Annotated in this window: 24 protein-coding genes; 13 read left to right on the top strand and 11 right to left on the bottom strand. The window is 63.5% G+C overall.

Going from position 1 to position 26264, the window contains the following annotated elements:
- The first annotated feature begins 117 nt into the window (after window positions 1-117).
- Genes AC0CMF_RS10245 through AC0CMF_RS10225 form a run of 5 tightly spaced genes read left to right on the top strand, consistent with a single transcriptional unit; the run spans window position 118 to window position 5630 of the window.
- A complete protein-coding gene (locus tag AC0CMF_RS10245; protein ID WP_050471247.1) occupies window positions 118-1332 on the top strand; it encodes a glycosyltransferase family protein in 1215 nt (404 codons plus the stop codon).
- A gap of 36 nt (window positions 1333-1368) precedes the next feature.
- Complete coding sequence (locus AC0CMF_RS10240) at window positions 1369-2589, top strand: glycosyltransferase family 4 protein (protein ID WP_186393813.1); 1221 nt, start codon at window positions 1369-1371, stop codon at window positions 2587-2589.
- A 4-nt stretch (window positions 2590-2593) separates the two neighbouring features.
- Window positions 2594-3703, top strand: a complete 1110-nt coding sequence (locus tag AC0CMF_RS10235) for a glycosyltransferase family 4 protein (protein WP_374628756.1) — start codon at window positions 2594-2596, stop codon at window positions 3701-3703.
- Window positions 3703-4875, top strand: coding sequence for a glycosyltransferase family protein (locus AC0CMF_RS10230; protein ID WP_374628755.1), 1173 nt, complete (start codon window positions 3703-3705; stop codon window positions 4873-4875). The genes AC0CMF_RS10235 and AC0CMF_RS10230 overlap by 1 nt, the downstream gene beginning before the upstream one ends.
- On the top strand, window positions 4872-5630 hold the full coding sequence (locus AC0CMF_RS10225; RefSeq protein ID WP_374628754.1) for a polysaccharide deacetylase family protein: 759 nt from the start codon (window positions 4872-4874) through the stop codon (window positions 5628-5630). The genes AC0CMF_RS10230 and AC0CMF_RS10225 overlap by 4 nt, the downstream gene beginning before the upstream one ends.
- A gap of 110 nt (window positions 5631-5740) precedes the next feature.
- Here AC0CMF_RS10225 and AC0CMF_RS10220 read toward each other — a convergent pair whose 3' ends face one another.
- The 3 genes from AC0CMF_RS10220 to AC0CMF_RS10210 are packed head-to-tail and all read right to left on the bottom strand — an operon-like array spanning window position 5741 to window position 7951.
- On the bottom strand, window positions 5741-6187 hold the full coding sequence (locus AC0CMF_RS10220) for a Fur family transcriptional regulator (RefSeq protein ID WP_050471242.1): 447 nt from the start codon (window positions 6185-6187) through the stop codon (window positions 5741-5743).
- A gap of 26 nt (window positions 6188-6213) precedes the next feature.
- Window positions 6214-7041, bottom strand: coding sequence for a metal ABC transporter permease (locus AC0CMF_RS10215; RefSeq protein WP_374628752.1), 828 nt, complete (start codon window positions 7039-7041; stop codon window positions 6214-6216).
- Window positions 7031-7951 carry an ATP-binding cassette domain-containing protein gene (locus AC0CMF_RS10210; RefSeq protein WP_050471240.1) on the bottom strand — a complete coding sequence of 307 codons (921 nt, stop codon included), beginning with the start codon at window positions 7949-7951 and terminating at the stop codon, window positions 7031-7033. Before AC0CMF_RS10210 ends, AC0CMF_RS10215 begins: the two co-directional genes overlap by 11 nt.
- 153 nt (window positions 7952-8104) lie before the next feature.
- Between AC0CMF_RS10210 and znuA the strand changes: the two genes are divergently transcribed.
- A complete protein-coding gene (znuA, locus tag AC0CMF_RS10205; protein ID WP_374628749.1) occupies window positions 8105-9133 on the top strand; it encodes a zinc ABC transporter substrate-binding protein ZnuA in 1029 nt (342 codons plus the stop codon).
- 379 nt (window positions 9134-9512) lie between these two features.
- Here the strand turns inward: znuA and cysN are convergent, their stop codons facing one another.
- From cysN to pcaQ, 3 genes are all read right to left on the bottom strand, one after another.
- Window positions 9513-11450, bottom strand: coding sequence for a sulfate adenylyltransferase subunit CysN (gene cysN, locus AC0CMF_RS10200; protein WP_374628748.1), 1938 nt, complete (start codon window positions 11448-11450; stop codon window positions 9513-9515).
- Window positions 11451-11452: 2 nt separating this feature from the next.
- On the bottom strand, window positions 11453-12358 hold the full coding sequence (cysD, locus tag AC0CMF_RS10195; protein ID WP_374628747.1) for a sulfate adenylyltransferase subunit CysD: 906 nt from the start codon (window positions 12356-12358) through the stop codon (window positions 11453-11455).
- 246 nt (window positions 12359-12604) lie between these two features.
- Window positions 12605-13522 carry a pca operon transcription factor PcaQ gene (pcaQ, locus tag AC0CMF_RS10190; RefSeq protein ID WP_208997532.1) on the bottom strand — a complete coding sequence of 306 codons (918 nt, stop codon included), beginning with the start codon at window positions 13520-13522 and terminating at the stop codon, window positions 12605-12607.
- Window positions 13523-13980: 458 nt separating this feature from the next.
- Between pcaQ and pcaD the strand changes: the two genes are divergently transcribed.
- From pcaD to AC0CMF_RS10165, 5 genes are all read left to right on the top strand, one after another.
- The gene (gene pcaD / locus AC0CMF_RS10185) at window positions 13981-14769 is read left to right on the top strand and encodes a 3-oxoadipate enol-lactonase (protein WP_374628746.1); all 789 of its coding nucleotides are present in this window, start codon (window positions 13981-13983) and stop codon (window positions 14767-14769) included.
- Window positions 14762-15208 carry a 4-carboxymuconolactone decarboxylase gene (gene pcaC / locus AC0CMF_RS10180; RefSeq protein WP_050471235.1) on the top strand — a complete coding sequence of 149 codons (447 nt, stop codon included), beginning with the start codon at window positions 14762-14764 and terminating at the stop codon, window positions 15206-15208. The genes pcaD and pcaC overlap by 8 nt, the downstream gene beginning before the upstream one ends.
- Window positions 15205-15957 (top strand): protocatechuate 3,4-dioxygenase subunit beta, encoded by a 753-nt coding sequence (gene pcaH / locus AC0CMF_RS10175; protein ID WP_019962628.1) that lies wholly within the window; start codon window positions 15205-15207, stop codon window positions 15955-15957. The genes pcaC and pcaH overlap by 4 nt, the downstream gene beginning before the upstream one ends.
- Before the next feature lie 3 nt (window positions 15958-15960).
- The gene (gene pcaG, locus AC0CMF_RS10170) at window positions 15961-16587 is read left to right on the top strand and encodes a protocatechuate 3,4-dioxygenase subunit alpha (protein WP_374628745.1); all 627 of its coding nucleotides are present in this window, start codon (window positions 15961-15963) and stop codon (window positions 16585-16587) included.
- A gap of 216 nt (window positions 16588-16803) precedes the next feature.
- Window positions 16804-18144 carry a 3-carboxy-cis,cis-muconate cycloisomerase gene (locus AC0CMF_RS10165; RefSeq protein ID WP_374628744.1) on the top strand — a complete coding sequence of 447 codons (1341 nt, stop codon included), beginning with the start codon at window positions 16804-16806 and terminating at the stop codon, window positions 18142-18144.
- Window positions 18145-18399: 255 nt separating this feature from the next.
- Here AC0CMF_RS10165 and AC0CMF_RS10160 read toward each other — a convergent pair whose 3' ends face one another.
- The 3 genes from AC0CMF_RS10160 to AC0CMF_RS10150 all read right to left on the bottom strand — a co-directional run bounded on the left by AC0CMF_RS10160 (window position 18400) and on the right by AC0CMF_RS10150 (window position 21188).
- Window positions 18400-18699 carry an excalibur calcium-binding domain-containing protein gene (locus AC0CMF_RS10160; RefSeq protein WP_374628743.1) on the bottom strand — a complete coding sequence of 100 codons (300 nt, stop codon included), beginning with the start codon at window positions 18697-18699 and terminating at the stop codon, window positions 18400-18402.
- Between the two features lie 235 nt (window positions 18700-18934).
- Complete coding sequence (locus tag AC0CMF_RS10155) at window positions 18935-19243, bottom strand: hypothetical protein (protein ID WP_247647911.1); 309 nt, start codon at window positions 19241-19243, stop codon at window positions 18935-18937.
- Window positions 19244-19634: 391 nt separating this feature from the next.
- On the bottom strand, window positions 19635-21188 hold the full coding sequence (locus AC0CMF_RS10150) for a LysM peptidoglycan-binding domain-containing protein (protein ID WP_058900280.1): 1554 nt from the start codon (window positions 21186-21188) through the stop codon (window positions 19635-19637).
- Between the two features lie 243 nt (window positions 21189-21431).
- Here AC0CMF_RS10150 and AC0CMF_RS10145 point away from each other — a divergent pair, with 243 nt between their 5' ends.
- Entirely contained in the window at window positions 21432-22037 is a 606-nt protein-coding gene (locus AC0CMF_RS10145) for an LOG family protein (RefSeq protein WP_050471229.1), read from the top strand.
- 223 nt (window positions 22038-22260) lie between these two features.
- Window positions 22261-23508 (top strand): diguanylate cyclase, encoded by a 1248-nt coding sequence (locus AC0CMF_RS10140; RefSeq protein ID WP_050471228.1) that lies wholly within the window; start codon window positions 22261-22263, stop codon window positions 23506-23508.
- A 157-nt stretch (window positions 23509-23665) separates the two neighbouring features.
- On the opposite strand, the gene cimA is transcribed toward AC0CMF_RS10140, so the two are convergent.
- Together cimA and pip are read right to left on the bottom strand one after the other, a co-directional pair.
- On the bottom strand, window positions 23666-25258 hold the full coding sequence (cimA, locus tag AC0CMF_RS10135) for a citramalate synthase (RefSeq protein WP_058900282.1): 1593 nt from the start codon (window positions 25256-25258) through the stop codon (window positions 23666-23668).
- Between the two features lie 37 nt (window positions 25259-25295).
- Window positions 25296-26258: a prolyl aminopeptidase gene (gene pip / locus AC0CMF_RS10130; RefSeq protein ID WP_058900283.1), complete on the bottom strand. Its 963-nt coding sequence runs from the start codon at window positions 26256-26258 to the stop codon at window positions 25296-25298.
- Window positions 26259-26264 lie beyond the last annotated feature (6 nt).

The raw sequence follows: 26264 nt of genomic DNA, 5'->3' as shown, positions 1-26264 counted from the left end.
CCGGAATTCAAGAGAGCAAAAGCGCAGGACGGACAGGGATTGGCTTCAGGCCGGAGCGGCTGACGCTCACGGAAAGCCGCGACAGAGACACAAGACGGGGCATGCACGCGGGGGCACATGAAGTCCGAATCGCCACGAATCCTGATCTACAGCCATGACTCCTTTGGCCTTGGCCATCTGCGCCGGTGCCGTGCCATCGCGCAGTCACTGGTCGGCAAGTTCGACACGCTGTCGGTCCTGATTCTTTCCGGCTCGCCCATCATCGGCAGCTTCGAATTCCGCTCGCGGGTGGATTTTGTCCGGATTCCCGGTGTCATCAAGCTGCGCAACGGGGAGTACACCTCCCTGTCGCTGCATCTCAACATCGACCACACGCTGGAGATCCGCTCCTCCATCATCGAGCATACGGCGCAGGTCTTTGCCCCGGACATCTTCATCGTCGACAAGGAGCCGCTGGGCCTGCGCGGCGAGGTGCTGGGCACGCTGGAAATGCTGAAGGAAACCGGCACCCGGCTGGTTCTGGGGCTGCGCGACGTGATGGATGACCCGCAGATCCTGCAGCAGGAGTGGGAGCGCAAGAACGTGCATCCCGCGCTGGAAGACCTTTATGACGAGCTGTGGGTCTATGGCCCGGAAGGCATGTGCGACCCATTGGCCGGGATCGACCTGCCGCAGTCGGTCTTCGACAAGATGCTCTACACCGGCTTCCTGCGCCGCGACATGCCCAAGGGCGCAAAACTGTCCGAACCCCTGCCCTTTGGCGATGAGCCCTTCATTCTGGTCACGCCCGGTGGCGGCGGCGATGGGGTGGAGATGGTCGACTGGGTGATGCGGGCATATGAATCGCACGGTCGGCCGCTGTTTCCCGCCCTGATCGTGCTTGGCCCCTTCATGCCAGGAGCCGCCGTAACGGATTTCATGGCGCGCGCCGAACATCTGCGCGACGTGCATATCATGCGCTTCACACCGCAGATCGAGCCTTACCTTCAGGCGGCAACGGCCATCGTCGGCATGGGCGGCTACAACACCTTCTGCGAGATCCTGTCCTTCGACAAGCCGACGCTGCTGGTGCCGCGCATCATCCCGCGCCGGGAGCAGGCGATCCGCGCCGCCCACGCCGAGGAAAAGGGCCTGCTGACGGTTCTGCCGATCGAGCGCTATCCGGAGGTCGAGCCCATGCTGAACGCGCTCGCCGCGCTGCCCGGCCAGCCTCGCCCGTCCATGGCGGGCGTCGACAACCTTCTTGGCGGTATCGAGGTGATCGAGACACGCGTGGAGGAAATCCTGTCCGCACGCTCCCGCTTCCAGCAGCCGCGCCGCTCCGCCGTCTGAGCGCGCCCTTCCAGATCAAGACCAGAGGCCCCTCCCATGTCCCGCATTGCTGTTGTCGTGAAAGGCTATCCGCGCCTGTCGGAAACCTTCATCGCGCAGGAAATCCTCGGGCTGGAGCGCCGGGGCATCGGCCAGCTGATCGTTGCGCTGCGCAAGCCCTACGACCCCTTCATTCACGAGCTGCACCGGCAGATCAGCGCCGAAGTGCTGTACCTGCCGGAATATCTGAAGGACGATCCGAAGCGTGTTGCCCGCGCCCGCCGCTGGGCGGAGCAGCAGCCCACCTATGCCGCTGCCCGCGCCCTGTTCGAGGCGGATCTGAAGCATGAGAGCAACGCCGGACGGCACCGGCGCTGGGGCCAGGCCTGCGTCTTCGCCCATGAACTGCCGGAAGACGTGACGTGGATTCACACCCACTATCTGCACACGCCCTGTTCGGTGGCGCGCTATGCGGCGCATCTGTCCGGGCGCGGCTGGTCCTTCTCGGCCCATGCCAAGGACATCTGGACGAGCCCGGAATGGGAGCTCAGGACCAAGCTCGATGACGCTGCCTGGGGCGTGACCTGCACCTCCGTCAATGTGGATTATCTGCGCGGCCTTTCGGCCGACCCTGCCAAAGTGGAGCTGGTTTATCACGGGCTGGATTTCACCGGCTTTCCCGAACCCTCGGGCCGCCCCTCCACCCGCGATGGCAGCGGCGAGCCGGTGCGGCTTCTGTCCGTCGGCCGGGCCGTGGCGAAGAAGGGCTATGACGATCTTCTGACCGCCCTCGCCCGCCTGCCGCAGGGGCTCAACTGGCATTTCACCCATATCGGCGGCGGCGAACTGTCGGACACACTCAAGGCGCAAGCGGACAAGCTCGGCCTTTCCGCCCGCATCACCTGGATGGGTGCCCGCCCGCGTGAGGAGGTGATTGCCGCCTCCCTTGAAGCTGACCTCTTCGTGCTGCCCTCCAAGGTGACGAAAAGCGGCGACCGGGACGGGCTGCCCAACGTGCTGATGGAGGCCCAGTCCATGGGCCTGTGCTGCCTGTCCACCGCCGTTTCCGCCATCCCCGAGCTGATCGACAACGGCGAAACCGGCATTCTGGTGCCCCCGGCAGATCCCGCAGCACTGGCCGAAGCGATGGCCCGGCTGATCACCACGCCCGCCCTGCGTGATGAACTCGGGCTTGCCGCCTCGCGTAAGGTGCGGGCCGAATTTGCCACTGCGCCGGGGCTGGACCGGCTGGCGGTGAAGTTCAAGGCGCTGGTCTGACGGGATGCGCGCCGCCTTCTACGCGCCGATGAAACCTGCCGATGATCCGGTGCCCTCCGGCGACCGGACCTTTGCGCAGCTTATCCTGCGGGCGCTGGAGACGGGCGGCCATGACACCCGCGTGGCCAGCCGGCTGAAGACATGGCGCGCCGCGCCGAAGGACCTGCCGGAGGCCCATGCGGCGGCACAGGGCGAAGCAGAGCGGATCATCGGTGGCTGGGAAGCCGAAGGCTGGCGGCCGGAGGTGTGGGTGACCTATCACCTCTATCACAAGGCGCCGGACTGGATTGGGCCTGCGGTGGCGGACCATTTCGCCATTCCCTATGTGGTGCTGGAGGCAAGCCGGGCGCCCAAGCGCCAGACCGGCCCTTGGGCATATGGGTTTGCCGCTGCCGATGCGGCCCTTCAGCGGGCTGACGCGGTGGGCGCGATCCACCGGGCCGATGCGGGCTGCCTTGAGCCGGCACTGCCGCCGGATGTGCTGCATCTCTTCCCGCCGTTTCTCGATGCAGTGCCGTTTCTGAAGCCGCGCCCGTCCCGGCCGGGAGAGGGCCCGGTGCGGCTGCTGGCTGTGGGGATGATGCGCCCCGGCGACAAGGAAGCCTCTTACCGGGTGCTGGCCGCAGCGCTGGCGCAATTGATGGATCTCGACTGGGAGCTGACCCTCGTTGGAGATGGACCTTCCCGCGAGAGTCTGACGCCGCTGTTTCCCGCCGCCCGTTGCCACTTCGCCGGGGCCCTGCCGCCCGAAGCGCTGCCGCAGCAGTATCTCTGCCACGATATTTTCGTCTGGCCCGCCATCCGCGAGGCCTTCGGCTTTGTCTTTCTGGAGGCGCAGGCCAGCGGGCTGCCGGTGGCTGGCGGCGCCACCTTCGGCGTGCCGGATATCGTCGAGGACGGCCGCACCGGGCTTCTGTCGCCTGAAGGTGATTCCGCCGCCCTTGCCGCCAGCCTGCGCCGCCTGATTCTGAACCGGGGCTTGCGCAGCGCCATGGGAGGGGCTGCCCGCGCCCATATTCTATCCCGGCATGATCTCACTGCAGGCGCTGCCCGGCTCGATGCCCTTCTCCATGCGGCGCAAAAGCATTATCTGGGTGTGAGGACAAGACCTTGATGACCAGCACATCCACCCGCCCCCTGCACACCTTCATCCATGTTCAGCACCTTCTCGGCACTGGCCACGCGGTGCGGGCGGCCGCCATCGGGCAGGCGCTGGCGGCACGCGGCGTGGACGTGACGCTGGCGACCGGCAACATTCTGCCGCCGACGCTGGATGTCACCGGCCTCACCGTCATCGCCCTGCCGCCGGTGCGCAGCCCCGATGCGGTGTTCAACCGGCTGGTGACGCCGGACGGCACCGACATTGACGAAGCCTGGATGGCCCGCCGGGCAGAGGCCACGATGGCAGGCTTCACGGCGCGGCCCGTCGATATCCTCCTCACCGAAACCTATCCCTTCGGCCGCCGCCAGTTCGAGTTCGAGCTGGCACCGCTGCTGGCTCATGCCCGTGCCTTGCCGCAGCGCCCGCTGACCGCCAGTTCCATCCGCGACATTCTGGTGCGCAAGCAGCAGCTCTGGAAGGAAGAGTGGATGGCGGATCAGGCACTGGCCTCCTATGACCGGGTGCTTGTTCATTCCGATCCGGATTTCGTCGAGCTTGGCGACAGCTTTCCCTTCGCGGACCGCATTGCCCATCTGGTGCGCTACACCGGCTATGTCAGCACGGACGGGCGGCCCGAAGCGCCCGGTGAGGACGGGCGGGACGAAGTGATTCTCTCCTGCGGCGGCGGCGCCGTCTCTGCCGCGCTGATCGAGGCCGCTCTTGGTGCCCGCGCCCTGTCTGCCCGCGCCAATGACGCGCGCTGGCGTCTGCTGGTGGGCCACGACGTGGAGGCGGACGCCTTCGCCTCCTATGTGGCACGCACGCCGGACGGCATGATCGTGGAGCGGGCAAGACGCGATTTTCCAAACCTGCTCGCCCGGGCAAGGCTGTCCGTCAGTCAGGCGGGCTACAACACGGTGCTCGATATCCTGCGGGCGGGCGTGCCCAGCGTGCTTGTGCCCTTTGCGCAGGTGAAGGAAACCGAGCAGACCCAGCGCGCCGAAGCGCTGGCCGGCCACCGCCGGGCTGTCATGCTGGCCGAGAAGGACCTTTCTGCCGCAGCCCTTGCGCGGGCGGTGGATGAGGCTTTGTCCCTGCCCCATGCCACCACCTCCGTGCGCCTTGGCGGCGCGGAGGCGAGCGCCGGCATTCTCCTCAAGGATCTGGAAGAGTTCCGCACATGACGATTGAGCTTGCCGCGTTCCGGGACAGCCTCAGGGCGCATCTCGACTGGTTTGCGGAGCGGGACCGGAAGGTGCGTTTCTGGTGGCGCGATGATGATGCCATCGAGCCCACGCCTGCGCTGGAGGCCATCCTTGGCCTTGCCCGTGCCCACAAGGTGCAGGTGGCCCTTGCCGTCATTCCCCGAAACGCAACGCAAGCGCTGGCGCAGCGGCTGGCAGAGGATCCCCATGCGGTGGTGCTGCAGCATGGCTGGCAGCATCTCAACCACCAGCTCAAGGATCTTGGCGAAAAGGCCGCCGAATTCGGCACGCGGCGGGATGAAACGGAAGCGCTGGCGGAGTTGAAGGCCGGATACGAGAGGCTTGGCCAGCTGTTCGGGCCGCGCTTTGTGCCTGCCATGGTGCCGCCCTGGAACCGGATTGCCCCCGGCATCATCCGCCTTCTGCCGGAGGCCGGGCTGACAGGCCTGTCCACCTTCACCTGGCACTACCACGGGCCGCATGTGGTGCAGGCGCATGTGGACATCATCAAGTGGAAGAAGGACCGGCGCTTCATTGGCTGGAAGAGTGCGAGGAAGCGGCTCGACCTGCAGTTTCTGCGCCGCCGCAACACAGACAGGGAACCGCTGGGCATTCTCACCCATCACCTCGTTCACGACGAGGGGTGCCAGGCGTTTCTCGAAGACTTTCTCGCCATCGCCGCGCACCATCCCGGTGCAGACTGGCCGGACGTGCCGGGGCTCTTCAGCGAGTAATACCAGCACTCAACGAGCTCGATTTACTGAGTGCTGGTCAAGCCCGTGCGGCGCATGAGCAATTTCAAGGCCTGATGCGTCAGCAGCGAAAGCCTTGGCATGAGAAACTGTCATTGCGCGGCAGCGGCATCCTTGCAGGTGCAGCAGAGGCCGCGCAGTTCGATCACCGTCTTGTGCAGGACGAAGCCTTCGCCCTTGGCCCAGCCGCTGAGCCGCTTGGAGACCTCTTCATCGGCAAACTCGGTCACCGAGCCGCAGGTTTCGCAGATGGCAAAGGCCGTGCTGGCGTGATCCTCGCAGGAGGGATGGCGGCAAGCGACGAAGGCATTGAGGCTTTCCAGCCGGTGCACCATGCCCATTTCAACGAGCTTTTCCAGCGCCCGGTAGACCTGCAGCGGCGCACGGAACCCCTCCACCCTCAGCTTGTCGAGGATGGTATAGGCCGTCAGCGGTCCTTGCGCCTCTTCCAGCGCGCCGAACACGAGGTTCTGGTTGCGCGTCAGGCCCGAGCGGTCGTGGTGATGGTGGTGGTGATGATGGTCGTGGTGGTCACTCATCGTCGTTTCCTTCTCTCCGCCGCCGGTCAGCCCTGGCCCACACTGTCTGCGCGCCGCTTGCGGCCCAGCATGGCCCACGCTGGAAACAGGCTTACACCGAAAAGCAGCATTGCCGCCACCACGATGGAAGGTCCTGAGGGCGTGTCAAAATGCAGTGAGGCAAAAAGCCCCATGACGACGGCACAGGCCCCCACCAGCACCGCGACCACCGCCATCTGCTCGGGCCCGCCGGACAGCCGCCGGGCGGCCGCAGCAGGAATGATCAGCAGAGCGGTGATCAGCAGCACGCCGACAATCTTCATGGCAATGGCAATCACGGTCGCCATCAGCACCATGAAGATGAGGTTGGCCCGCTGCGGCTGCATGCCTTCTGCTTCGGCCAGATCGGTGTTGACAGTTGCGGCAAAGAGCGGCTGCCAGATCATCGCCAGCACGACCAGCACGGCTGCGCCACCTGCATAGATGATACCGATGTCCAGCCGCGATACGGCGAGGATATCGCCGAAGAGGAAGCCCATCAGATCCATGCGGATCCAGGTCATGAAGGCCAGGCACACAAGGCCCAGCGCCAGCGAGGAATGGGCGAGAAGCCCCAGCAGCGCATCAGAGGACAGGCCGCCGCGCCGCTGCAAGGTGAGCAGCAGCAGCGACACCAGCGTGCAGATGAGAAAGACCGCCAGCGTGATGTTGACATTCAGCAGGAACGCCAGCGCCACACCCAGCAGCGAGGCGTGGGACAGGGTGTCGCCGAAATAGGCCAGCCGCCGCCAGACGATGAAACAGCCGAGCGGACCGGCCACAAGCGCAACGCCGATACCGGCTAAAATGGCACGTGTGAAGAAATCATCCAGCATGGCGCTCGTCCTCCTTCACACCGCCGCAAGGCTCCACGCCCGCTTCATGGGCGTGATCATGTCCGTGGTGATGGTGACCATGATGGTCATGACTGTGACTGTGGCCATGGCTGTGATCGTGATGCCCGTCGCCCGGATGGCAGCTGTCGGTGACCGAGCCATCCGCATGGCGGACACGGCCATCGGGCAGATGCTCGTGATCGTGGCTGTGCTCATAGACCGCCAGCGCCCCGGCGGCACGGATGCCGAAGAGTTCGCGGTAGGCGCTGGAGCGGGCAACATTGACCGGCGTGCCGCGGCAGCAGACATGGCCGTTGAGGCAGATGACCTGATCGGTGGCGGCCATCACCACGTGCAGGTCGTGGGAAATCATCAGGATGCCGCAGCCAATCCGGTCGCGCAGGTCCTTGATCAGATCGTAGAGCAGGATCTCGCCATTGTAGTCCACGCCCTGTACCGGCTCGTCCAGCACCAGGAGGTCCGGCTTGCGGGCGAAGGCGCGGGCCAGCAGCGCCCGCTGCATCTCGCCACCCGAGAGATTGCGCATCTCGGCCTTGATCAGATGGGCGATGCCGGTGGCGGACAGGGCCTCGACGGCTTCGGCTTCGGACAGCGGCGACGTCAGGCGCATGAAGCGGCCGACCGTCAGCGGCAGCGTCCAGTCGATGGCAACCTTCTGCGGCACGTAGCCAACCCTGAGCCCGTGCTTGCGGGCCGAAGTGCCCTCCGTCGGCGCGATGATGCCGAGCGACATCTTGGCCGTGGTGGACTTGCCGGATCCATTAGGGCCGATGAGCGTGACAATTTCACGCGGGGCCACGGTCAGATCGACGCCGCGCACCAGCCAGCGGCCGTCGCGCTGCACGCCGGCATTGGACAATTGGATGAGATGGGAACCGCTGGGAGACAAGCCGGTTGCTTTCCAGTGTGAGGATCGGGGTTGCCGGGACTTATCTCATACGTTATACGATCACGCAAACAATGTAACAACATAACATCACAAGTTCCGCCTGACGCGCCTCCTGCGCCGGGCCTTTCCCCCGAGGACTGAAGGAGACTTCCCATGTCCCAGACTTCCCGCACCGGCTCCAAGAGCCGCCTCGCCCGCGCAGCACTGGCCGGCACGGCCCTGATGCTGCTCAGCCTTTCCCCTGCACTCGCCGCGCCCAAGGTCGTTGCCTCGATCAAGCCGGTGCACAGCCTCGTTGCCGCCGTCATGGACGGCGTAGGTGAGCCCTCCGTCATCGTCGATGGCGCCGCCTCGCCGCATACCTTCGCGCTGAAGCCTTCAACCGCCAAGCTGATCGCGGATGCGGATGTGGTGTTCTGGGTCGGGCCGGAGCTGGAGCCTTTCCTCTCAAAGCCGCTCGAAACGCTGGGCGAAAAGGCCGAGGCCATCGAACTGTCCGAAGCGCCGGGCGTCAACAAGCTGCCGGTGCGCGAGGATGCCAATTTCGAGCCGCATGACCATGGTCATGAAGAGGGCGAAGCAGGACACAGCCATGCGGGGCATGATCACAGTCATGGCCATTCGCATTCGCATGACCACGGCCATGGCCACGAGCATGGCGAGTTTGACGCCCACGTCTGGCTGGACCCGGAAAACGCCAAGGCCATGGCGGACGACATTGCCCACCACCTGTCCGAAGCCGATCCGGAGAACGCGGCCACCTATGCCGCCAATGCCGCTGCGCTGAAGGAAAAGCTGACGGCGCTGGAAACCGAGCTCGCCGCCGAGCTGGAGCCGGTGAAGGACAAGCCCTTCATCGTCTTCCACGATGCCTACCAGTATTTCGAACACCGCTTCGGCGTGCGGGCGGCCGGCTCCGTCACCCTCAGCCCGGAAGTGCAGCCGGGTGCCGAGCGTGTCGCCGCCCTGCGCACCAAGCTGAAGGACCTGGGTGCCGTCTGCGTCTTCTCCGAGCCGCAGTTCGAGCCGAAGCTGGTCAGCGTGCTGATCGAAGGCACGGATGTGCGCACCGGCGTTCTCGACCCGCTGGGCGCGGATGTGGCCAATGGCAAGGACCTCTATTTCGAGGTGACCCGCAACATGGCCGCCTCGCTGAAGTCCTGCCTGTCTGGCGCGAACTGATCGCGCCCATAACGGCAAAGCCGAAATAAACAGGGCGCGGAGATGATCCGCGCCCTGTTTTTCGTTGAACGACAGTCATTTCGTCATGGCATGACTTGATCATGCCATCCATGCCGCGACCTCTCATAACGGGCAGTCAGCATGGGAAGATAGCAATGTTGAGGCCTCGCCGGGCAGAAGCGTCACGGCATGGATGCCATGGCCGTAGCCATGGCATGACGAATACGGTTTGCGTTCCCCGCAACCGGCGGCCCCGCATGTGCCCGCCTTCAGACTCATACCAAGGCTCCGGGATGCTGACGCATCACGCCTTGAAATTGCTCAGGCGCCGCACGGGCCTGACCAACTCTCGATGAGTCGAGCTCATCGAGAGTTGTTATCAAATCCCCTCGCCGGCCGCGAAATAGCCGATGGCGGGGATGATGCCTTCCCGGCGCAGGTGGTTGAGCACTTCCTCGGCCAGAACCTCGGCCTCACGCCCTGCGGTCTTGAGGTGCAGTTCCGGGTTTTCCGGTGCTTCATAAGGGCTGCTGATGCCGGTGAAGTTCGGGATCTCGCCCGCCATCGCCTTCTTGTAGAGGCCCTTGGGATCGCGTGCCTTGCAGTCCTCCAGCGGCGTATCCACGAAGATCTCGATGAACTCGCCCGGTTCCAGAAGTTCGCGCGCCATCTGGCGCTCGGCCTTGAAGGGCGAGATGAAGGACACCAGCGTGATCAGGCCCGCATCGGTGAAGAGCTTGGCCACCTCGCCGACGCGGCGGATGTTTTCCACCCGGTCGCCATCGGTGAAGCCCAGATCCCGGTTGAGGCCGTGGCGGACGTTGTCGCCGTCGAGCACATAGGTGTGCCGGCCTTCCAGATGCAGCTTTTTCTCCACAATGGAGGCGATGGTGGATTTGCCGGACCCCGACAGCCCGGTGAACCACAGCACCACCGGCTTCTGCCGCAGGCTCTCGCTGCGCGCCGCCTTGTCCACGTCCAGCGCCTGCCAGTGGATATTGCTCGCCCGGCGCAGCGCATGGGCCACCATGCCCGCTCCCACCGTCGCATTGGTCATGCGGTCGATCAGGATGAAGGCACCGGTCGTGCGGTTGTCCTTGTAGGCGTCAAAGGCGACAGCACCGGAAAGCGCGAGATTGCAAAAGCCAATCTCGTTCAGCGCCAGCGTCTTGGCCGCCGTCTGCTCGAAGGTGTTGACGTTGATCTTGTGGCGGATGTCAGTAACGGAGGCAGCCAGCGTGCGTGCGCCGATCTTCATGAGATAGGAGCGGCCCGGCAGCAGGGCGTCTTCCGCCATCCAGATCACATGGGCGGAGAACTGGTCCGCCACATCAGGCCGTGCCTGCACCGGCGCCAGCACGTCGCCACGGGAAATATCGATCTCGTCCTTAAGCACGATGGTCACCGCCTCACCGGCCCTTGCGCTGTCCACATCGCCGCTTGCACCCAGAATGCGGGTGACCGGGGATGTCTTGCCGGAAGCTGCAACGATCAGTTCCTCTCCCACGGACACGCGGCCGCTGGCGATGGTGCCGGAATAGCCGCGGAAGTCTAGGTTCGGGCGGTTCACCCACTGCACGGGGAACCGGAAGGTGCGGGCCTCCTCAGCCCCGTTCACATCGACGCTTTCCAGGTGCTCCAGCAGCACCGGACCATCATACCATGGCATGCGGGCGCTGCGGGTGGTGACATTGTCGCCATAGCGGGCGGAGATGGGGATCGCCTGGAGCGTCTCGAAGCCGAAGCCACGGGCCAGCTCCTCGAAGGCCTGACGGATTTCGTTGAAACGCTCCTGCGAGAAATCCACCAGGTCGATCTTGTTCACCGCCAGCACCGCGTGGCGGATGCCCAGCAGCGAGGCAATGAAGGCGTGGCGGCGGGTCTGGGTCATCAGCCCGTGGCGGGCATCGACCAGCAGCACGGCGAGATCAGCCGTCGAGGCACCAGTCGCCATGTTGCGGGTGTATTGCTCGTGGCCCGGCGTGTCGGCAACGATGAACTTGCGCTTGTCCGTGGCAAAGAAGCGGTAGGCCACGTCAATGGTGATGCCCTGCTCGCGCTCGGCCTCAAGACCATCCACCAGCAGGGCAAGGTCCATATCCTCGCCCACGGTGCCGTGCTTGCGGCTGTCCTTTTCGAGTGCCGCCAGCTGGTCCTCGAAGATCAGCTTGGTGTCATAGAGCAGGCGCCCGATCAGGGTGGACTTGCCGTCGTCGACGCTGCCGCAGGTGAGGAAGCGCAGCTGGTCCTTGTTTTCCTGCGAACGGATATAGTCGAGCACGGCCTCTTCGGACGTGAGCTTTTCGGAGAAGTCCATGATCAGAAATACCCCTCGCGCTTCTTCTTTTCCATGGAGGCGCTGTCGTCGTGGTCGATCAGGCGGCCGGAGCGTTCGGATGTGCGCGCAATCAGCATCTCGCGCAGGATGGCCGGCAGCGTGTTAGCCTCCGATTCAATGGCACCGGTCAGCGGGTAGCAGCCGAGCGTGCGGAAGCGGACGGATTTCTCTTCCACCGTCTCCCCGGCCCGCAGCTTCATCCGGTCATCATCGACCATGATCAGCATGCCGTCGCGCTCCACCACCGGGCGGGGTGCGGCGTAATAGAGCGGCACCATGGGGATGTTTTCCGCCAGGATGTACTGCCAGATGTCCAGCTCGGTCCAGTTGGACAGCGGGAAGGCGCGGATGGATTCGCCCTTCGCCACGCGGGCGTTGTAGAGGTTCCACAGTTCCGGCCGCTGGTTCTTCGGGTCCCAGGTATGGGCCGCCGTGCGGAAGGAGAAGACGCGCTCCTTGGCGCGGGACTTTTCCTCGTCACGGCGCGCGCCGCCAAAGGCCGCATCGAAGCCGTATTTCGTCAGCGCCTGCTTCAGCGCCTCGGTCTTCATGATGTGGGTGTGGACCTGCGAGCCGTGGTCGAACGGATTGATGTTCTGCGCCAGCCCGTCCGGGTTGGTGTGAACGATCAGTTCCAGCCCGAGCCGCTTCACGGTCTCGTCGCGGAAAGTGATCATCTCGCGGAATTTCCAGCCCGTATCCACATGCAGGAAGGGGAAAGGCGGCTTCGAGGGATAGAAGGCCTTCATCGCCAGATGGAGCATCACGGAGGAGTCCTTGCCGATGGAATAGAGCATCACCGGATTGCGGAACTCTGCCGCCACCTCGCGGATGATGTGAATGCTCTCCGCCTCAAGGCGCCGGAGATTGCTGAGCCGGTCTGACATGCGATTGCCTTCTTCCACTCCCTCTTCCCGCTGCGCTGCTGCGCCGGGAAACATGTGCGCGAGACTATAGGGCGTTGCCCTTGCGCATAAGAAACAGTTTTGCGCAGATTGCCAGAAGCTGGACCTTTACTCCCGCTTTTTGAAGCCATGAGAGAAATCCCTTCGGCAGCATCAATTTGCACGCTGTGCCGCGCAGCGGGTATGGACACAGGCCGTGCCCAGCACACAGGGGCATGTATCAATCGGTCAGCGCGCCTTTTCGGCGGCAAAGCGCAGGCAAGCCTGCATCAGGATCAGCGCCGGTGTCGGAGGCGTATCAGCGCGGGTGGTCAGCCCCACCGGCCCCAGCGTTTCCGCCGTCTTTACCGGCAGTTCCACCAGATCGCCATTGGCAATGTCGCGGGCAACAACGCCGCTGGAGATGATCCACACCGCGTCACTGTCCAGCGTGTAGATGCGGCCGAAGGTGTCGGAAATGGTCTCCACCCGCTTGGGCAAATGGGTAACGCCATGAGCGATCAACAGCCGCTCCACATAGGGCCGGATGATCGCCTCGCGCGTTGGATAAAGCACGGTGAAATCCGCGATCCGCGCCAGATCCGCCGAGGGCTCGTCCAGCAGCGGATGCCCCCGGCGCACCACCAGCGACACGCTTTCGGAATAAAGATGCGTGAAGGAGAGGCCTTGCATCTGTTCAGGATCTGCAAGCCGCCCGACGACGAGATCCAGTTCCCCCACCCTGAGACGGCCCAGCAGAAAGCGGTTGGGGCCCGCTTCCATCGTCAGAACCGTGCCGATGGCCTCTGCCTCGAAGCGCTGCACCGCCTCCGGGAAGATGCGCGCTGCGACACTTGGCAGCACGCCGACATTCAGGAACGAATCCCCTGACATGCGCGCCTGCGCCACGCTGTCGAGCCCCTGCTTCAACGCGGCAAGGCTGGCCCCTGCATAATGCAGCAGCACGTCCCCGAACTGGGTCAGTTCCACGCCCTTGCGCGAACGCTCGAACAGGCGCACGCCGAGGATCTCCTCCAGCTCCTTCAGCGTCTTGGACACGGCGGGCTGGGTGATGGCCAGCGCATCGGCGGCCTTCACCAGACTGCGCCTGCGGGCCACCTCCAGAAAGCACTGGATGTGGCGGTATTTCACCCGGCCATCAATGATCATCCATTCCCTCCGGTTATGCTGACTGGACAATTTGTCATTTTACATAACCGATTAATGAATGAAATAGTCTGCCTCAGGAGAAGACGTGTTCCAGATGGGGCGCTACGAGTTCACTTACCGCTTTCGCGCAAGAGACTTCAGACTGAAGGTGGCTTGCTGCACAGCATCTCAGCCCCCCTCCCCCTCGTGGGGAGGGGGTAGGGGTGGGGGGCTCTGAGCTTGCAACTACCTGAAGGATTGGTCGCCTTTTGAAGAAACCTTCAAAAGGAAGTGCGCCCCAAGAGCATTTGTTTCTCTGCCTGCCGGATAGGCTTCCCCCCACCCCTACCCCTCCCCACGAGGGGGAGGGGGGCGGAAAGGCCTACCAAAGAAACGGGAATTGGGGCCTGCGAGACAGTCCGGAATGAACATTGCCCGCAAGGGAAACGCGGCAAGAGGGAGAGAGTGCGTTGCAGATGATCCGCGCAAACGGTGTGTGCCTGCATGTGAGCGACAGCGGCGAACAGCACCTGCCCGTTCTCGTTTTCGCCAATTCGCTTGGCACGGACTTCCGCTCTTGGGACCGGGTGGCGGCGCATTACTCCGGCAGGTTCCGCATCCTGCGCTACGACATGCGCGGCCATGGCCTGTCCGAGTGCCCCGATGGCCCCTATTCCATCGAAGATCTTGTCGCCGACCTCGACCAGCTTCTGGCGGCGCTCGGCATCACCTCTGCCATTGTCGTGGGCCTGTCCGTGGGCGGGCTGGTGGCACAGGGGCTGGCGGCGCTGCGTCCCGGTCTGGTGCGGGCAGCGGTGCTCAGCAACACGGCGGCCAAGGTGGGCACGGCGGAAATGTGGGCCCAGCGCATCGCCGCGATTGAAGCGGGCGGAATTGCCTCTCTGTCAGAACCCATTCTGGAGCGCTGGTTCTCTGCCGCCTTCCGCCAGAGCCGCCCTGAGGAACTCTCCGGCTGGCGCGCCATGCTGACCCGCACCACGCGGGAAGGCTACACCGGTATCTGCCATGCGCTGGCTGGCGCTGATCTCACCGCTTCCACCGCGAAGCTGAAGCTGCCGGTGCTGGTGATTGCGGGCGGCGAGGATGGCTCGACCCCGCCCGACCTGGTGCGTGGCACCGCTGATCTCATCGAAGGCTCACGCTTCACCCTGATTGAGGGGGTGGGTCACATCCCTTGCGTCGAGGCGCCGGAGGCCTTCTGCGCGGCCGTTGATACTTTCCTTGAGGAGCATTCCCTTGTCTGACCGTTCCCCCGGCTCGCGCCATGCCAATGGCATGAAGACCCGCCGCTCCGTTCTGGGCGACGCCCATGTGGACCGGGCCATTGCCAACCAGACGCCCTTTGACGAGGACTTCCAGACGCTGATCGTGGAAAGCGCCTGGGGCACGGTCTGGGCCGATGACAGCCTGACAAAGCGCGAGCGCAGCCTTGTCACCATTGCCCTGCTGGCCGGCCTCGGCCACCATGAGGAACTGGCCATGCATGTGCGGGCCAGCGCCAACACCGGCGCCAGCGCGCGCGACATCCGCGAGGCGCTGCTGCATGTGGCGATCTACGCCGGAGTGCCCGCGGCCAACACCGCCTTCAAGATTGCCCGCGAAACCCTCGCCGCCAACGGGCGGATGGGCGAAGTGGAGGAAATGCGCAAACCTGCTGATCTGGATCAGGGAGGCCAGTCATGAGCGAGACCCCAAGCAACTTTCCGAGCCCGGGACTGGGCGACTATTACCAGCGCGAGCTGTCCATGCATCCGCCCGCCTATGCGCCGGGCTACAAGAGCTCCGTCCTGCGCTCGCCGCAGAAGGCGCTGCTGTCGCTGGAACAGGGCATGGGTGAGATCACCGGCCCGGCCTTCAACCACAACGACCTCGGCCCGCTCGACAATGACATGATCCTCAACTACGCCAAGACGGGGGAACCCATCGGCGAGCGGATCGTGGTCCATGGCCGGGTGCTGGACGAGAACGGCCGCGGACTGCCGGAAGTGCTGGTGGAAGCCTGGCAGGCGAATGCCGGCGGCCGCTACCGCCACAAGAAGGACACCTATCTCGCCCCGATCGATCCGAACTTCGGCGGCTGCGGCCGCACCCTGACGGACGAGAACGGCTACTATTTCTTCCGCACCATCAAGCCGGGCCCCTATCCCTGGCGCAACTACATCAACAGCTGGCGCCCGGCCCACATCCACTTCTCGGTGTTCGGCCATTCCTTCACGCAGCGCCTGATCACCCAGATGTATTTCGAGGGCGACCCGCTCATCGGCATCTGCCCGATCGTCAAGACCATCCCGGATGCCGGTGCCATCGAGCGGCTGATCGCCCCGCTGGACATGAAGGCCTCCGCGCCGCTCGACTACCGGGCCTACCGCTTCGACATCGTGCTGCGCGGCCGCCGCTCCACGCTTTTCGAAAACCGTCTGGAAGGAAACTGAGCCATGGTTCTGCCTCTTCCCTATCTTCAGGAAACCGCCAGCCAGACGGCGGGCCCCTATGTCCACATCGGCCTTGCCCCGCAGGCAGCCGGGTTCGACATCTTCGAGAAGAACTTCAGCCATGTGGTCGCCGGCCCCGATACGCGCGGTGAACGCATCCGCATCGAGGGCCGCGTCTTCGACGGCTCCGGCACGCCGCTGAAGGATGTGCTGATCGAGAGCTGGCAGGCCAACAGCGATGGCCGCTACAACCACCCGGAAGACAAGGGGCCAGGCCAGCTTGATCCGGATTTCCGGGGCTGGGGCCGCACCTGCTCGGACTTTGAAACCGGCGTCTTCGTCATCGAAACCATCAAGCCCGGCTCCGTGCGCTGGCGTGACGGGCGCCCGCAGGCCCCGCATATCAGCCTGTGGATCGTCGCACGCGGCATCAACCTCGGCCTCAACACCCGGCTCTATTTCTCCGACGAGGAAGAGGCCAATGCCAAGGACCCGGTGATCAATCTGGTGGAACACCCGGTGCGCCGCAAGACGCTGATCGCCCAGCGCGGGGAGCGGAATGGCGAGGTGGTCTACACCTTCGACATCCACATCCAGGGCGAGAACGAGACGGTGTTCTTCGACATCTGATCGCTCGCAGGCAAGAGACGGACCTGACCGGGGGGAGATCCAGATAGCCCATCAAACCCTGATCAGGAACCGTGCATGGAGCCGGGCCAAAGACGGCCCGGCTCCAGTCTTTTCTGCGATGCTCCAGCACCCGGCGTCCGGCCCGCCCTTGGCGGGTCCTTGCCGTTCCAGTACCAATACCTACCAGCGCCATTTCCGGCCGCATCAGGGACAGCCATGACCGTCAGCCCCTTCGATTCCCCTCTCCTCTCCGGCCTGCTGCAGGATGGCGAAACGGCGGCTCTGTTCAGCGATGCTGCCGTCCTTGCGGCCATGCTGGAGGTGGAGGCAGCGCTGGCGCTGGCGCAAGGGGACTGCGGCCTCATTCCGCACGAAGCTGCGAAGGCGATCAGCGCGGCAGCAAGACACCTGACGCTGGACCCGGCTGCACTGTCGGCGGCCACTGCGCAGGACGGCGTGCCCGTGCCGGCGATGGTCGCGGCCCTGCGCAAGGCAGTATCTGCAGACCATGCTCCCTTCGTCCATTGGGGCGCGACCAGTCAGGACATCGCCGACACCGGTCTGGTGCTGCGGCTGTCGCAACTGGCAGACCTTTTCGAAACGCGCCTGCGTGACCTTTCCCGGCTGCTGCTGCGCATGGCTGAAGCGCACCGGGCAACACCCATGGCGGCGCACACCCGCATGCAGCAGGCAACTCCCACAAGCTTCGGCCTGAAGGCCGCCGTGTGGCTGGCACCGCTGCTGGCGCATCTGGAACGTCTTGCTCAATTGCGCCCGCGCCTGCTCCGCCTGTCGCTGGGCGGGGCGTCGGGCAACCTTGCCGCGCTGGCCCCGCATGGGCTGGCGGTGGAGGCAAAGCTCGCCGAACGGCTGGGTCTCACAATTTCGCCCGTGCCCTGGCATGTGAGCCGCGACGGGCTGATAGAATTTGCAGGCTGGTGTGCCCTCGTCACCGGCAGCCTCGGCAAGACCGGGCAGGACATCGCCCTTCTCTCCCAGAACGAAATCGGCGAGCTGCGCCCCGGCAGCGGCGGCGGCTCGTCCACCATGCCCAACAAGGCCAACCCGGTGGGCGCCGAAGTGCTGATCGCCCTCGCCCGTTACACCGGCGGCCAGCTCGGCACCCTGCAGCAGGCAGCCATCGCCGAGTATGAGCGCAGCGGCGCGGCCTGGCTGATCGAGTGGCTGAGCCTGCCGCAGATCGCTGCCGCCACCGGCAAGGCGCTCACCACAGCCACCAGCCTGCTGGACAGCCTCGTCATCGACACCGCCCGCATGCGCGCCAACATCGAGGCAAGCAACGGCCTGCTGCTGGCAGAGGCAGCAAGCTTTGCGCTCGCCGCCACCATGCCCCGTCCGCAGGCGCAAGATTTGGTAAAGAAAGCCTGTGCTACAGTCCTGTCCAGCGGCACCCATCTCTTCGATGTGCTGGCCGCCATGACCCCGGTTCCCGCTGACTGGAGCTCCCTCAAGGACCCTGCGCTCCATATGGGTGAAGCGGCGGCGCTGATCGACCGGATTATGGAGTCGGCTCAGGCACTTGGCCTGGAGAGCTGAGAGATCGATTCGGCTTCTTCACAAACTGATTCAAGCACTTGGCATGTTGATTCCGGTTTTCCGGCCAATTGCCCCCTTGTGATTCATGTTGCCGGTGCAAGTGGCTGATACCGCTGAGTCAGTGTGTTGACATGTTGAATCAGCAGAGGCTTGTACCAAGGCATCCGGGATGCTGACGCATCACGCCTCGATAATGCTCAAACCCCGCACAGGCCCGACCAAGTCCTGATGAGTCACGCTCAGCGGGATCTGGTCTTAGCGGCAACCGAACTGGTCCATCAGCTCCCGCACCTTCTGCAGATTGCGCTGCGTGCTGTCGCCGCAGACCTTTTCGCAAGGCACGCCATCACCGTCACCATCGGCACGGGCATAGCCGCAGACACACCAGAGATAGACGGCCTCCTCGCAGGAGCGCACCGTGCCGCAGCTGCCGCCGCAGCTGAACCGCTGCGCCACCTGAAGCTCATCCAGGGCAAGGGAGAATGCCTCAGCCTCAGCGCGCACCTGTTGCGCGGCGGCAAGCAGGATGGCGATCATCGCCAGGACAACACGCATGGCCAAGCAACTTCTTTCGTGAACCGGCTTCCATTGTAACAGATCTGCAAAGCCGGAAAAACCGAAGGCGCCGGTTGCCCGGCGCCTGAAGTTGATGACAAAACAGGTATTCTTCTCTTTCGCCATCTCCGGGCTCGTTCCGGTCATCTACAAGCCAGTTACTTGTATAGATCCTCGTCACAAGGCCCTGGGTAACGATGGATAAGTCCCTCAGCGGCCTGAAGGGATTTCATTCTTAGCTCTTGCAGCTCTTCTCAATCATTGTCTTCTCAAGTGTTTCTTTCTCGCCTTTAAGCTGAGCCACTTGAGGGGCAACGTTATCACCAGACAGTGTCGACACAGGCAACCCAAGAAGAATTACCCCGGCAATATCGTTCCCGCGCGCCTTTTCCTGCTGCGCGGACGCACTGGCCAACGCGCCGGTCACGCGGGCATGTTCGGAAGTAAGCACATCACAGTTGTAAGACTTGTAAGCCAAAGGGCTGACATACGCGGGTGCGATTGACTCAGGGGACTTTGCGCAGCCAGCCAAAGCAAGCATCACCCCAACCAAGAATAAATTCCTCATACCATATTCCCCAAATGCGCGCCTCACACGCATCCGTGCCTAATAACAGGGTTTTGGAAAGGCAATAAAATAATTCATTTTGATAAACAAAATTCACAAAACAAAGCAATACAACATACTCTTCCAACTTTATTATAAATTTTAAAAAATATTTACTTTATTAAATTGCGAAATTTATTATCAATTAGCAGAAAATTACAACGAGCTAAACCTGATGCACCCCCTCTTGAAAAACCAAGATCTTCAAGTACGGGAGCGCAGGAGATGGGCCCAAGAAGAAAAACGGCTGACCACGAGAACGAGCTCCACAATGTAATGAGGCGCCGGTTTCCCGGCGCCTCGCAATTCGTCGGCACAGATCCGCAGCTTACTTGGCAGCGTCATCCGGTTCCGCACCCGGGGTCAGGAACACCTGTCCCGGATAGATCAGGTCCGGATTGCGGATCTGGTCCTTGTTGGCCTGATAGATGGTGGTGTAGCGGAAGCCCGTGCCATAGAGGCGGCGGGAGATGTTCCAGAGATTGTCGCCCTTGCGGATGATGACATTCGGCACCTGCGGGGCAGCAGCGGCATCGGACGCGCCTTCAGAACCGGCTTCCTCGACCTTGCTCAGAACGATCTCCTGCGGCTCGGCCTTGCGGAACGATACGGCAGCACGGGCCAGAACCGCACCGGTGACCGGGTCCACATGGTCGGCACGAACCTCGACGTCACCAACCGGAATCTCAGCCGTGGTTTCCAGCAGCCAGCGGCCATCCCCGTTGGCCTTCGTTTCACCAACCAGAGCATCGGCCACATAGATGCGCAGCAGCGCATCCGCCGTGCTGGTGCCAGCCACATAGAGCTTGCCATCCTCGGACTCGACCGCTTCCACTGTGACCGGCGCGATGACGGGCTTGACCTCTGCTGCGGGCGCTTCTGCGGGCGCAGGCGCGGCAGCAACTGGTGCAGGCTCGGGAGCGGCCCCGGCCGGCACGGCAGCCTGTTCCGGACCGGCCTCCGCGGCAGCTTCAGGAGCGGCGTCTGGGGTTGCGTCTGGGGCTGCGTCCGGGGCTGCTTCAGCAGTGGCTTGCGGGGCAGCTTCAGGTGCAGATGCAGGTTCCGGCGCAGATTCCGGGGCAGATGCTGCCGCCGGTTCGGTGGTGCCGGCCTCCGGCGCGGCGGTTTCGGCGGCCACAGGCGCCGGCTCGGCAGGAGCTGCTTCTGCTGCAGGCTCTCCTTCGGGCGCTGCCGCCGGTGCCGCTTCAGAGGCCGCTTCAGGTGCCGCTTCAGCTGCTGGCGCGGTCTCCTCCGGCTTCGGAGTGGCCTCAGCGCTCGCCACCTCGACAGCGGCGGGCTGCTGCAGCACGCTGGACGGTGCATCCGGGCTGTTGAGGACGATCAGAGGACGTTCCTGACCGCTGCCCGGAAGAGAAACGGTCAGGCGCTGCGCCGACTCGATGGTCTTCCCGTCAGCCGTTTCCATGCGCAGCAGCATGTCGTAGTCGCCGGGCGCCAGCGGCTTGTCGAGGACCATCGACCATTCCCCTGCCTCATTGGCTGTGGCGGTGCCGATCACCTCGCCATTGGCCAGCAGAGACACCTTCGAGCCCGGTGCCGCACGGCCCGCAATCACGGCTGCGCCATCGGCTTCAATTCCAGCGACGTCAAAGCTGGGAGCTTCCGGTTCGGGAGTTGCGGCAGGTTCAGCCGCCGGGGCCGGGGACTGGACTGCGGCCGGCTGGGACGCGGTATCAGGAGCCGTTGCCGCCGGGGCCTCGGCCTGGGTTGCAGGGGCGGCCGTCTGACTTGCGGCTTGCGGGGCACTTGCCGTTTCCCGGGGCGCTTCCGCATCCTTCTGGCTCAGATAGCCTGTCAGCAGCGCAATGATCCCCACGACCACGGCAATGACCAGACTGACGGTAACCCCTTTACGTGTCATCTCAGACCCCAAACCCTGATTGGAGGTGCGGCGGCTCTCTTCAACAGCCGCACAGCTCGCCCCCTGCCACATGCCCGGCTGCACCGGACACCCAATTTCTGAACAGTTCCCCAGCGTTTCACGAAGAACACCACAAGATCTAGCAGATTCGCCGCATAAACGGCATTTTGCACAAGGCACGCAAGCTTTGTTGCCGCAGGCAATGCTTGACCATGGCTGTCTGCCAATGCCAAACATTTTGCCATGACGAATCTCAAGAGCATTTGTGTCTATTGCGGATCAAGCTTCGGCCATGACGCAACCTATCTGGACGCTGCCCGAAGCCTCGGCCGGTTGATCGGCGAGGCAGGGCTGTCGCTTATCTATGGCGGCGGTTCCGTTGGCCTTATGGGGGCAGTTGCCAAGTCCGCCCTTGATCATGGGGCACAGGTAACCGGCATTATCCCGGAGTTTCTCGAGCAGCGCGAAGTCATGCTGCATGAGGTGAGCGATCTCATCGTCACCCGCGACATGCACGAGCGCAAGAAACTGATGTTCCAGAAGTCGGATGCTTTTGTCGCCCTGCCCGGCGGTATTGGCACTCTGGAGGAAGTCGTCGAAATGATGACCTGGGCCCAGCTGGGACAGCACCGCAAACCGGTACTTCTGGCCAATATCAACAGTTTCTGGTCTCCGCTCCTGGAACTCCTCGACCACATGCGTAACGAGGCTTTCATCCGGCCCGAGCAGGATGTGCCCTATCTCGTTGCTTCTGACACTGCCAGTATCATTCCGATGCTGCAGGAAGCCTTCCAGTCCTCACAAAACGCCCAACTTGTTGATGCCGCAGCGGGACTTGAGAACTTCTGACAAGGCATACGTATAACTGCCTATAACAACTCAAGGAAGTCTTTGCCGGGGTGCACACCTATAATTCGAGCGCCCGGGCAAACTATTGATATTTTGACTCTTTCCCCGCCGCCGGCACCGCGTCAAATTGGTCATTTGAGAAAAATTGACGCGTCAGGATAACTGTTTGTTTGTGATTGGCATTCACTATTCTCGAAACTTTTATCAATGCCGGCGGACAGATATGCAGAAGATCCTTCTCGTCGAGGATGCCGCCTTCTTTGAGAAGGCTGCACTCAAGAAACTCGCTGAGATCGGAGAGCGCCGGATCACGGTGGCAAGGACCCTTGCCCAGGCGGAAGCCCAGCTCACAGGCGGCGGCGAAGCCTTTGAGCTGGCCCTTGTCGACCTGACCCTGCCCGATGCTCCGGACGGTCAGATTGTGGACCTGTGTATCTCGCACCGGGTTCCCACGGTCGTTTTCACCAGCCGCTTCGAGCCCCATCTGCGCAAGGCGATGCGTGACAAGGGGGTGCTCGACTACATCATCAAGGATAGCCCTTCCAGTCTCGACTACCTCGGCGATCTGGTGCAGCGGCTGGGCCGGAATTCGTCCATTGGCGTGCTGGTCATCGATGACGCGGTGGTCGAGCGGACCTATATGAGCGAGACGATTGCCCGGCACCGCTACAAGATGTTTGTGGCCAGTTCCGCCAAGGAGGGCATGCAGTATCTGCAGGATTATCCGGAAATCCGGCTGGTCATCGTGGATTACTTCATGCCGGAGGAAGACGGATTCTCGTTCCTGAAGGCAATCCGGCGCAAGCGCAGCCGGGAATCCCTCGCCGTCATCGGTATTTCCGGATCCGAAGACATGGAAAACCGCATACGCTTTCTGAAATACGGCGCCAGCGACTTCCTGCACAAGAGCTGTCCGCCGGAAGAACTGCTGCTGCGGGTTTCCCAGAACCTCGATGTCATCGACCGTTTTGCCGATCTCAGCGACCGCAGTTTCCGGGACGCTCTGACCGGGCTCTACAACCGCCGCTTCCTGTTCAGTGAAGGCATCCGCCTTGTTTCAGAAGCCCAGGAGCGCGGCGAAGTCCGCTGGCTGGCGCTGGTTGACGTGGACAAGTTCAAACATGTCAACGACACCTACGGCCACGAAGCCGGAGACCGGGCGCTGATTGCCCTGTCGGACGAGCTTCTGCGGCTTGCAGGCGAGGAAGGTCAGGCGGTGCGGCTGGGCGGTGACGAGTTCTGTGCCGTATTATGCGGAAAGAGCGAAGCGGAGGTCATGACCCGCGTCGAAGCCTTCCGCTGCCGGCTGCAGAGCCTCGACATTTCGTCCGGCGAGCAGACCTTCCGCATTGCCGCTAGCATTGGCCTGTCAGTCATCCCCGGCCATGACTTGTCGGAAGCCATCCGGACCTCCGACGCCCGGCTGTATTCCGCAAAGGACTCCGGACGCAACCAGCTCGTTGCCTCCTGAGCCTTCGCGTTGAGGCCCCCCTGCCTCGGGCGGCAGGGGCTGATCTTATACCAATGCTTGATGAGCTTGACTCATCGGGCATTGGTTAAGCCCTTGCGGCGCTTGAGCATTTTCAAGGCGTGATGCGTCAGCATCGAAAGCCTTGGCATTAGGGGTCCTATCCCACCGACTTCAACAGCGCATAGGTGATGGAATCCGTCAGTGCCTGGAACGAGGCATCGACGATGTTGGACGACACGCCGATGGTGAACCAGCGCTGGTGCGTGGTCTTGTCGTGGCTTTCGATCAGCACACGCGTGATGGCGCCCGTGCCGCCATCGAGGATACGCACCTTGTAGTCCACCAGCTCCAGCCCCTCGATGGCCGACTGATACTTGCCCAGATCCTTGCGCAGCGCACCGTCCAGCGCGTTGACCGGGCCGTTGCCCTCGCAGACGGACATGCGGGTTTCCCCATCGATATCCACCTTCACCACCGCCTCGGACATGGTGACCTGCTCGCCCACCGCGTTGAAACGCCGCTCCACCATGACGCGGAAGGACTTCACCTCGAAGAAGCGCGGCACCTTGCCCAGGATGCGCCGGGCCAGCAGCTCGAAGGAGGCATCGGCCGCTTCATAGGCGTAGCCCTTGGCCTCGCGCTCCTTCACTTCCGTCAGCAGCGCATCCAGCTTCGGATCGGCCTTGTCCACGTCGATGCCAAGGCGGGAAAGCTCGCCCAGCAGATTGCTCTTGCCTGCCTGATCGGACACCAGCACCTTGCGCTTGTTGCCAACGCTTTCCGGCTCCACATGCTCATAGGTCTTGGGGTCCTTGAGCAGGGCCGAGGCATGGATGCCGGCCTTGGTGGCGAAGGCGCTTTCGCCCACATAGGGCGCATGGCGGTCCGGGGCGCGGTTCAGCATCTCGTCGAAAGTGTGCGAGATGGCCGTGATGTCCTTCAGCCGTTCCGGCCGGACGGAGAGTTCCACCGTATCCCTGTAAGGCGCCTTCAGCATCAGCGTCGGGATCAGGCTGATCAGATTGGCATTGCCGCAGCGCTCGCCGATGCCGTTGAGCGTGCCCTGGATCTGGCGCACGCCAGCCTCCACCGCCGCCAGCGAATTGGCGACCGCCTGGCCTGTGTCATTGTGGGCGTGGATGCCCAGATGACTGCCCGGCACCACCTGCTTCACGCGGGCGATGATCTCCTTCACCTCGCCCGGCAGGGTGCCGCCGTTGGTGTCGCACAGCACCACCCAGCGCGCCCCCGCTTCATAGGCCGTGCGGGCGCAGGCCAGCGCGTAGTCCGGATTGGCCTTGTAGCCATCGAAGAAATGCTCGCAGTCGATCATCGCCTCCCGGCCGGCCGCAACAGCCGCCTGCACCGTGTCGCGGATGCTCTCGATATTTTCCTCGTTGGTGCAGCCGAGCGCCACTTCCACATGATAATCCCAGGACTTGGCCACAAAGCAGTTGGCATCCGCCTTGGCTTCCAGCAGCAGCTGCAGGCCCGGATCGTTGGAGGCGGAGCGCCCTGCCCGCTTGGTCATGCCGAAGGCGGTGAAGCGGGCGGTCTTCGTCCGCTTCTCCGAAAAGAACTCGGTATCCGTCGGGTTCGCACCCGGATAGCCGCCCTCGATGTAATCGACACCCAGCCGCTCCAGCAGTTCGGCAATAGCGATCTTTTCCGCGATGGAAAAGTCGATGCCGCTGGTCTGCGCCCCGTCACGGAGCGTGGTGTCGAACAGGTAGAGTTTCTCGCGGGTCATTGTCTGGATACCGGTTTCTGGCTGTTTTTTTTTAGCTTCAGGCCTCGGGGAGGCCTGCGAACATGTCGGTGGCGCGGATCAGCCGGTCGAGGATGCCCGGCTCGTTGAAGGCATGCCCTGCCCCTTCGATGAGGTGGAAATCCGCCCGCGGCCAGGCCTTGTGCAGGCCATAGGCATAGCGCGCCGGGCAAGGCATGTCGTAGCGGCCATGGACGATCACACCCGGAATGTCCTTCAGCTTGCCCGCGTCGCGCAGCAGCTGCCCCTCCTCCAGCCAGCCGCCATGCATGAAGAAGTGGTTCTCGATGCGGGCGAAGGCATGGGCGAATTCGTCCTCGCCGAAATGCTGGCTGTTGTCGAGGCTCGGCAGCAGGGTGATGGTCTCACCTTCCCACAGGCTCCAGGCCTTGGCCGCCTCCACCCGCACCCCCTTGTCCGGATGGGTCAGCAGGCGCTGGTAGGCCGCCATCATCGCATGGCGCTCGCCCTCCGGCACCGGCGCCTGAAAGCGCTCGAACTTCTCGGGGAACATTTCGGAGACGCCGAACTGGTAGTACCAGTCCAGTTCCGCCTTGGTCAGCGTGTAGATGCCGCGCAGCACCAGTTCGCTCACGCGTTCCGGATAGGTCTGCGCATAGGCCAGAGCCAGCGTCGAGCCCCAGGAGCCGCCGAAGACAAGCCACTGGTCCACGCCCGCCAGCTTGCGCAGGCGCTCGATGTCCTCCACCAGATGCCAGGTGGTGTTGGCTTCCAGTTCCGCGTGGGGCGTCGAGCGGCCGCAGCCGCGCTGGTCGAACAGCAGCACGTCATAGTGACCCGGATGGAACAGCCGCCTGTGCGCCGGCGAAATGCCGCCGCCCGGCCCGCCATGCAGGAACACCGCCGGCTTTTTGCCCGGTGTGCCGGAGCGTTCCCAGTAGATGGTGTGACCATCGCCCACATCGAGCATGCCGGAGGCATAGGGCTCGATTTCGGGATAAAGGCCGCGCAATTCCGTCATTGGATC

The organism is Pannonibacter sp. CBAS1226 (assembly GCF_055685825.1).
The sequence above is the reverse complement of the archived record's forward strand: the minus strand, read 5'-3'. Positions and strand labels throughout refer to the sequence as shown.

Coding starts and splice junctions, on each gene's coding strand:
- AC0CMF_RS10140 (WP_050471228.1), top strand. CDS start 22,261: ATGCAGAAGATCCTTCTCGTCGAGGATGCCGCCTTCTTTGAGAAGGCT.
- cimA (WP_058900282.1), bottom strand. CDS start 25,258: ATGACCCGCGAGAAACTCTACCTGTTCGACACCACGCTCCGTGACGGG.
- znuA (WP_374628749.1), top strand. CDS start 8,105: ATGTCCCAGACTTCCCGCACCGGCTCCAAGAGCCGCCTCGCCCGCGCA.
- AC0CMF_RS10230 (WP_374628755.1), top strand. CDS start 3,703: ATGACCAGCACATCCACCCGCCCCCTGCACACCTTCATCCATGTTCAG.
- pcaH (WP_019962628.1), top strand. CDS start 15,205: ATGAGCGAGACCCCAAGCAACTTTCCGAGCCCGGGACTGGGCGACTAT.
- AC0CMF_RS10225 (WP_374628754.1), top strand. CDS start 4,872: ATGACGATTGAGCTTGCCGCGTTCCGGGACAGCCTCAGGGCGCATCTC.
- AC0CMF_RS10235 (WP_374628756.1), top strand. CDS start 2,594: ATGCGCGCCGCCTTCTACGCGCCGATGAAACCTGCCGATGATCCGGTG.
- AC0CMF_RS10245 (WP_050471247.1), top strand. CDS start 118: ATGAAGTCCGAATCGCCACGAATCCTGATCTACAGCCATGACTCCTTT.
- AC0CMF_RS10220 (WP_050471242.1), bottom strand. CDS start 6,187: ATGAGTGACCACCACGACCATCATCACCACCACCATCACCACGACCGC.
- AC0CMF_RS10160 (WP_374628743.1), bottom strand. CDS start 18,699: ATGCGTGTTGTCCTGGCGATGATCGCCATCCTGCTTGCCGCCGCGCAA.
- AC0CMF_RS10240 (WP_186393813.1), top strand. CDS start 1,369: ATGTCCCGCATTGCTGTTGTCGTGAAAGGCTATCCGCGCCTGTCGGAA.
- pcaG (WP_374628745.1), top strand. CDS start 15,961: ATGGTTCTGCCTCTTCCCTATCTTCAGGAAACCGCCAGCCAGACGGCG.
- pip (WP_058900283.1), bottom strand. CDS start 26,258: ATGACGGAATTGCGCGGCCTTTATCCCGAAATCGAGCCCTATGCCTCC.
- pcaD (WP_374628746.1), top strand. CDS start 13,981: ATGATCCGCGCAAACGGTGTGTGCCTGCATGTGAGCGACAGCGGCGAA.
- AC0CMF_RS10215 (WP_374628752.1), bottom strand. CDS start 7,041: ATGCTGGATGATTTCTTCACACGTGCCATTTTAGCCGGTATCGGCGTT.
- cysD (WP_374628747.1), bottom strand. CDS start 12,358: ATGTCAGACCGGCTCAGCAATCTCCGGCGCCTTGAGGCGGAGAGCATT.
- AC0CMF_RS10145 (WP_050471229.1), top strand. CDS start 21,432: ATGACGAATCTCAAGAGCATTTGTGTCTATTGCGGATCAAGCTTCGGC.
- cysN (WP_374628748.1), bottom strand. CDS start 11,450: ATGGACTTCTCCGAAAAGCTCACGTCCGAAGAGGCCGTGCTCGACTAT.
- AC0CMF_RS10165 (WP_374628744.1), top strand. CDS start 16,804: ATGACCGTCAGCCCCTTCGATTCCCCTCTCCTCTCCGGCCTGCTGCAG.
- AC0CMF_RS10150 (WP_058900280.1), bottom strand. CDS start 21,188: ATGACACGTAAAGGGGTTACCGTCAGTCTGGTCATTGCCGTGGTCGTG.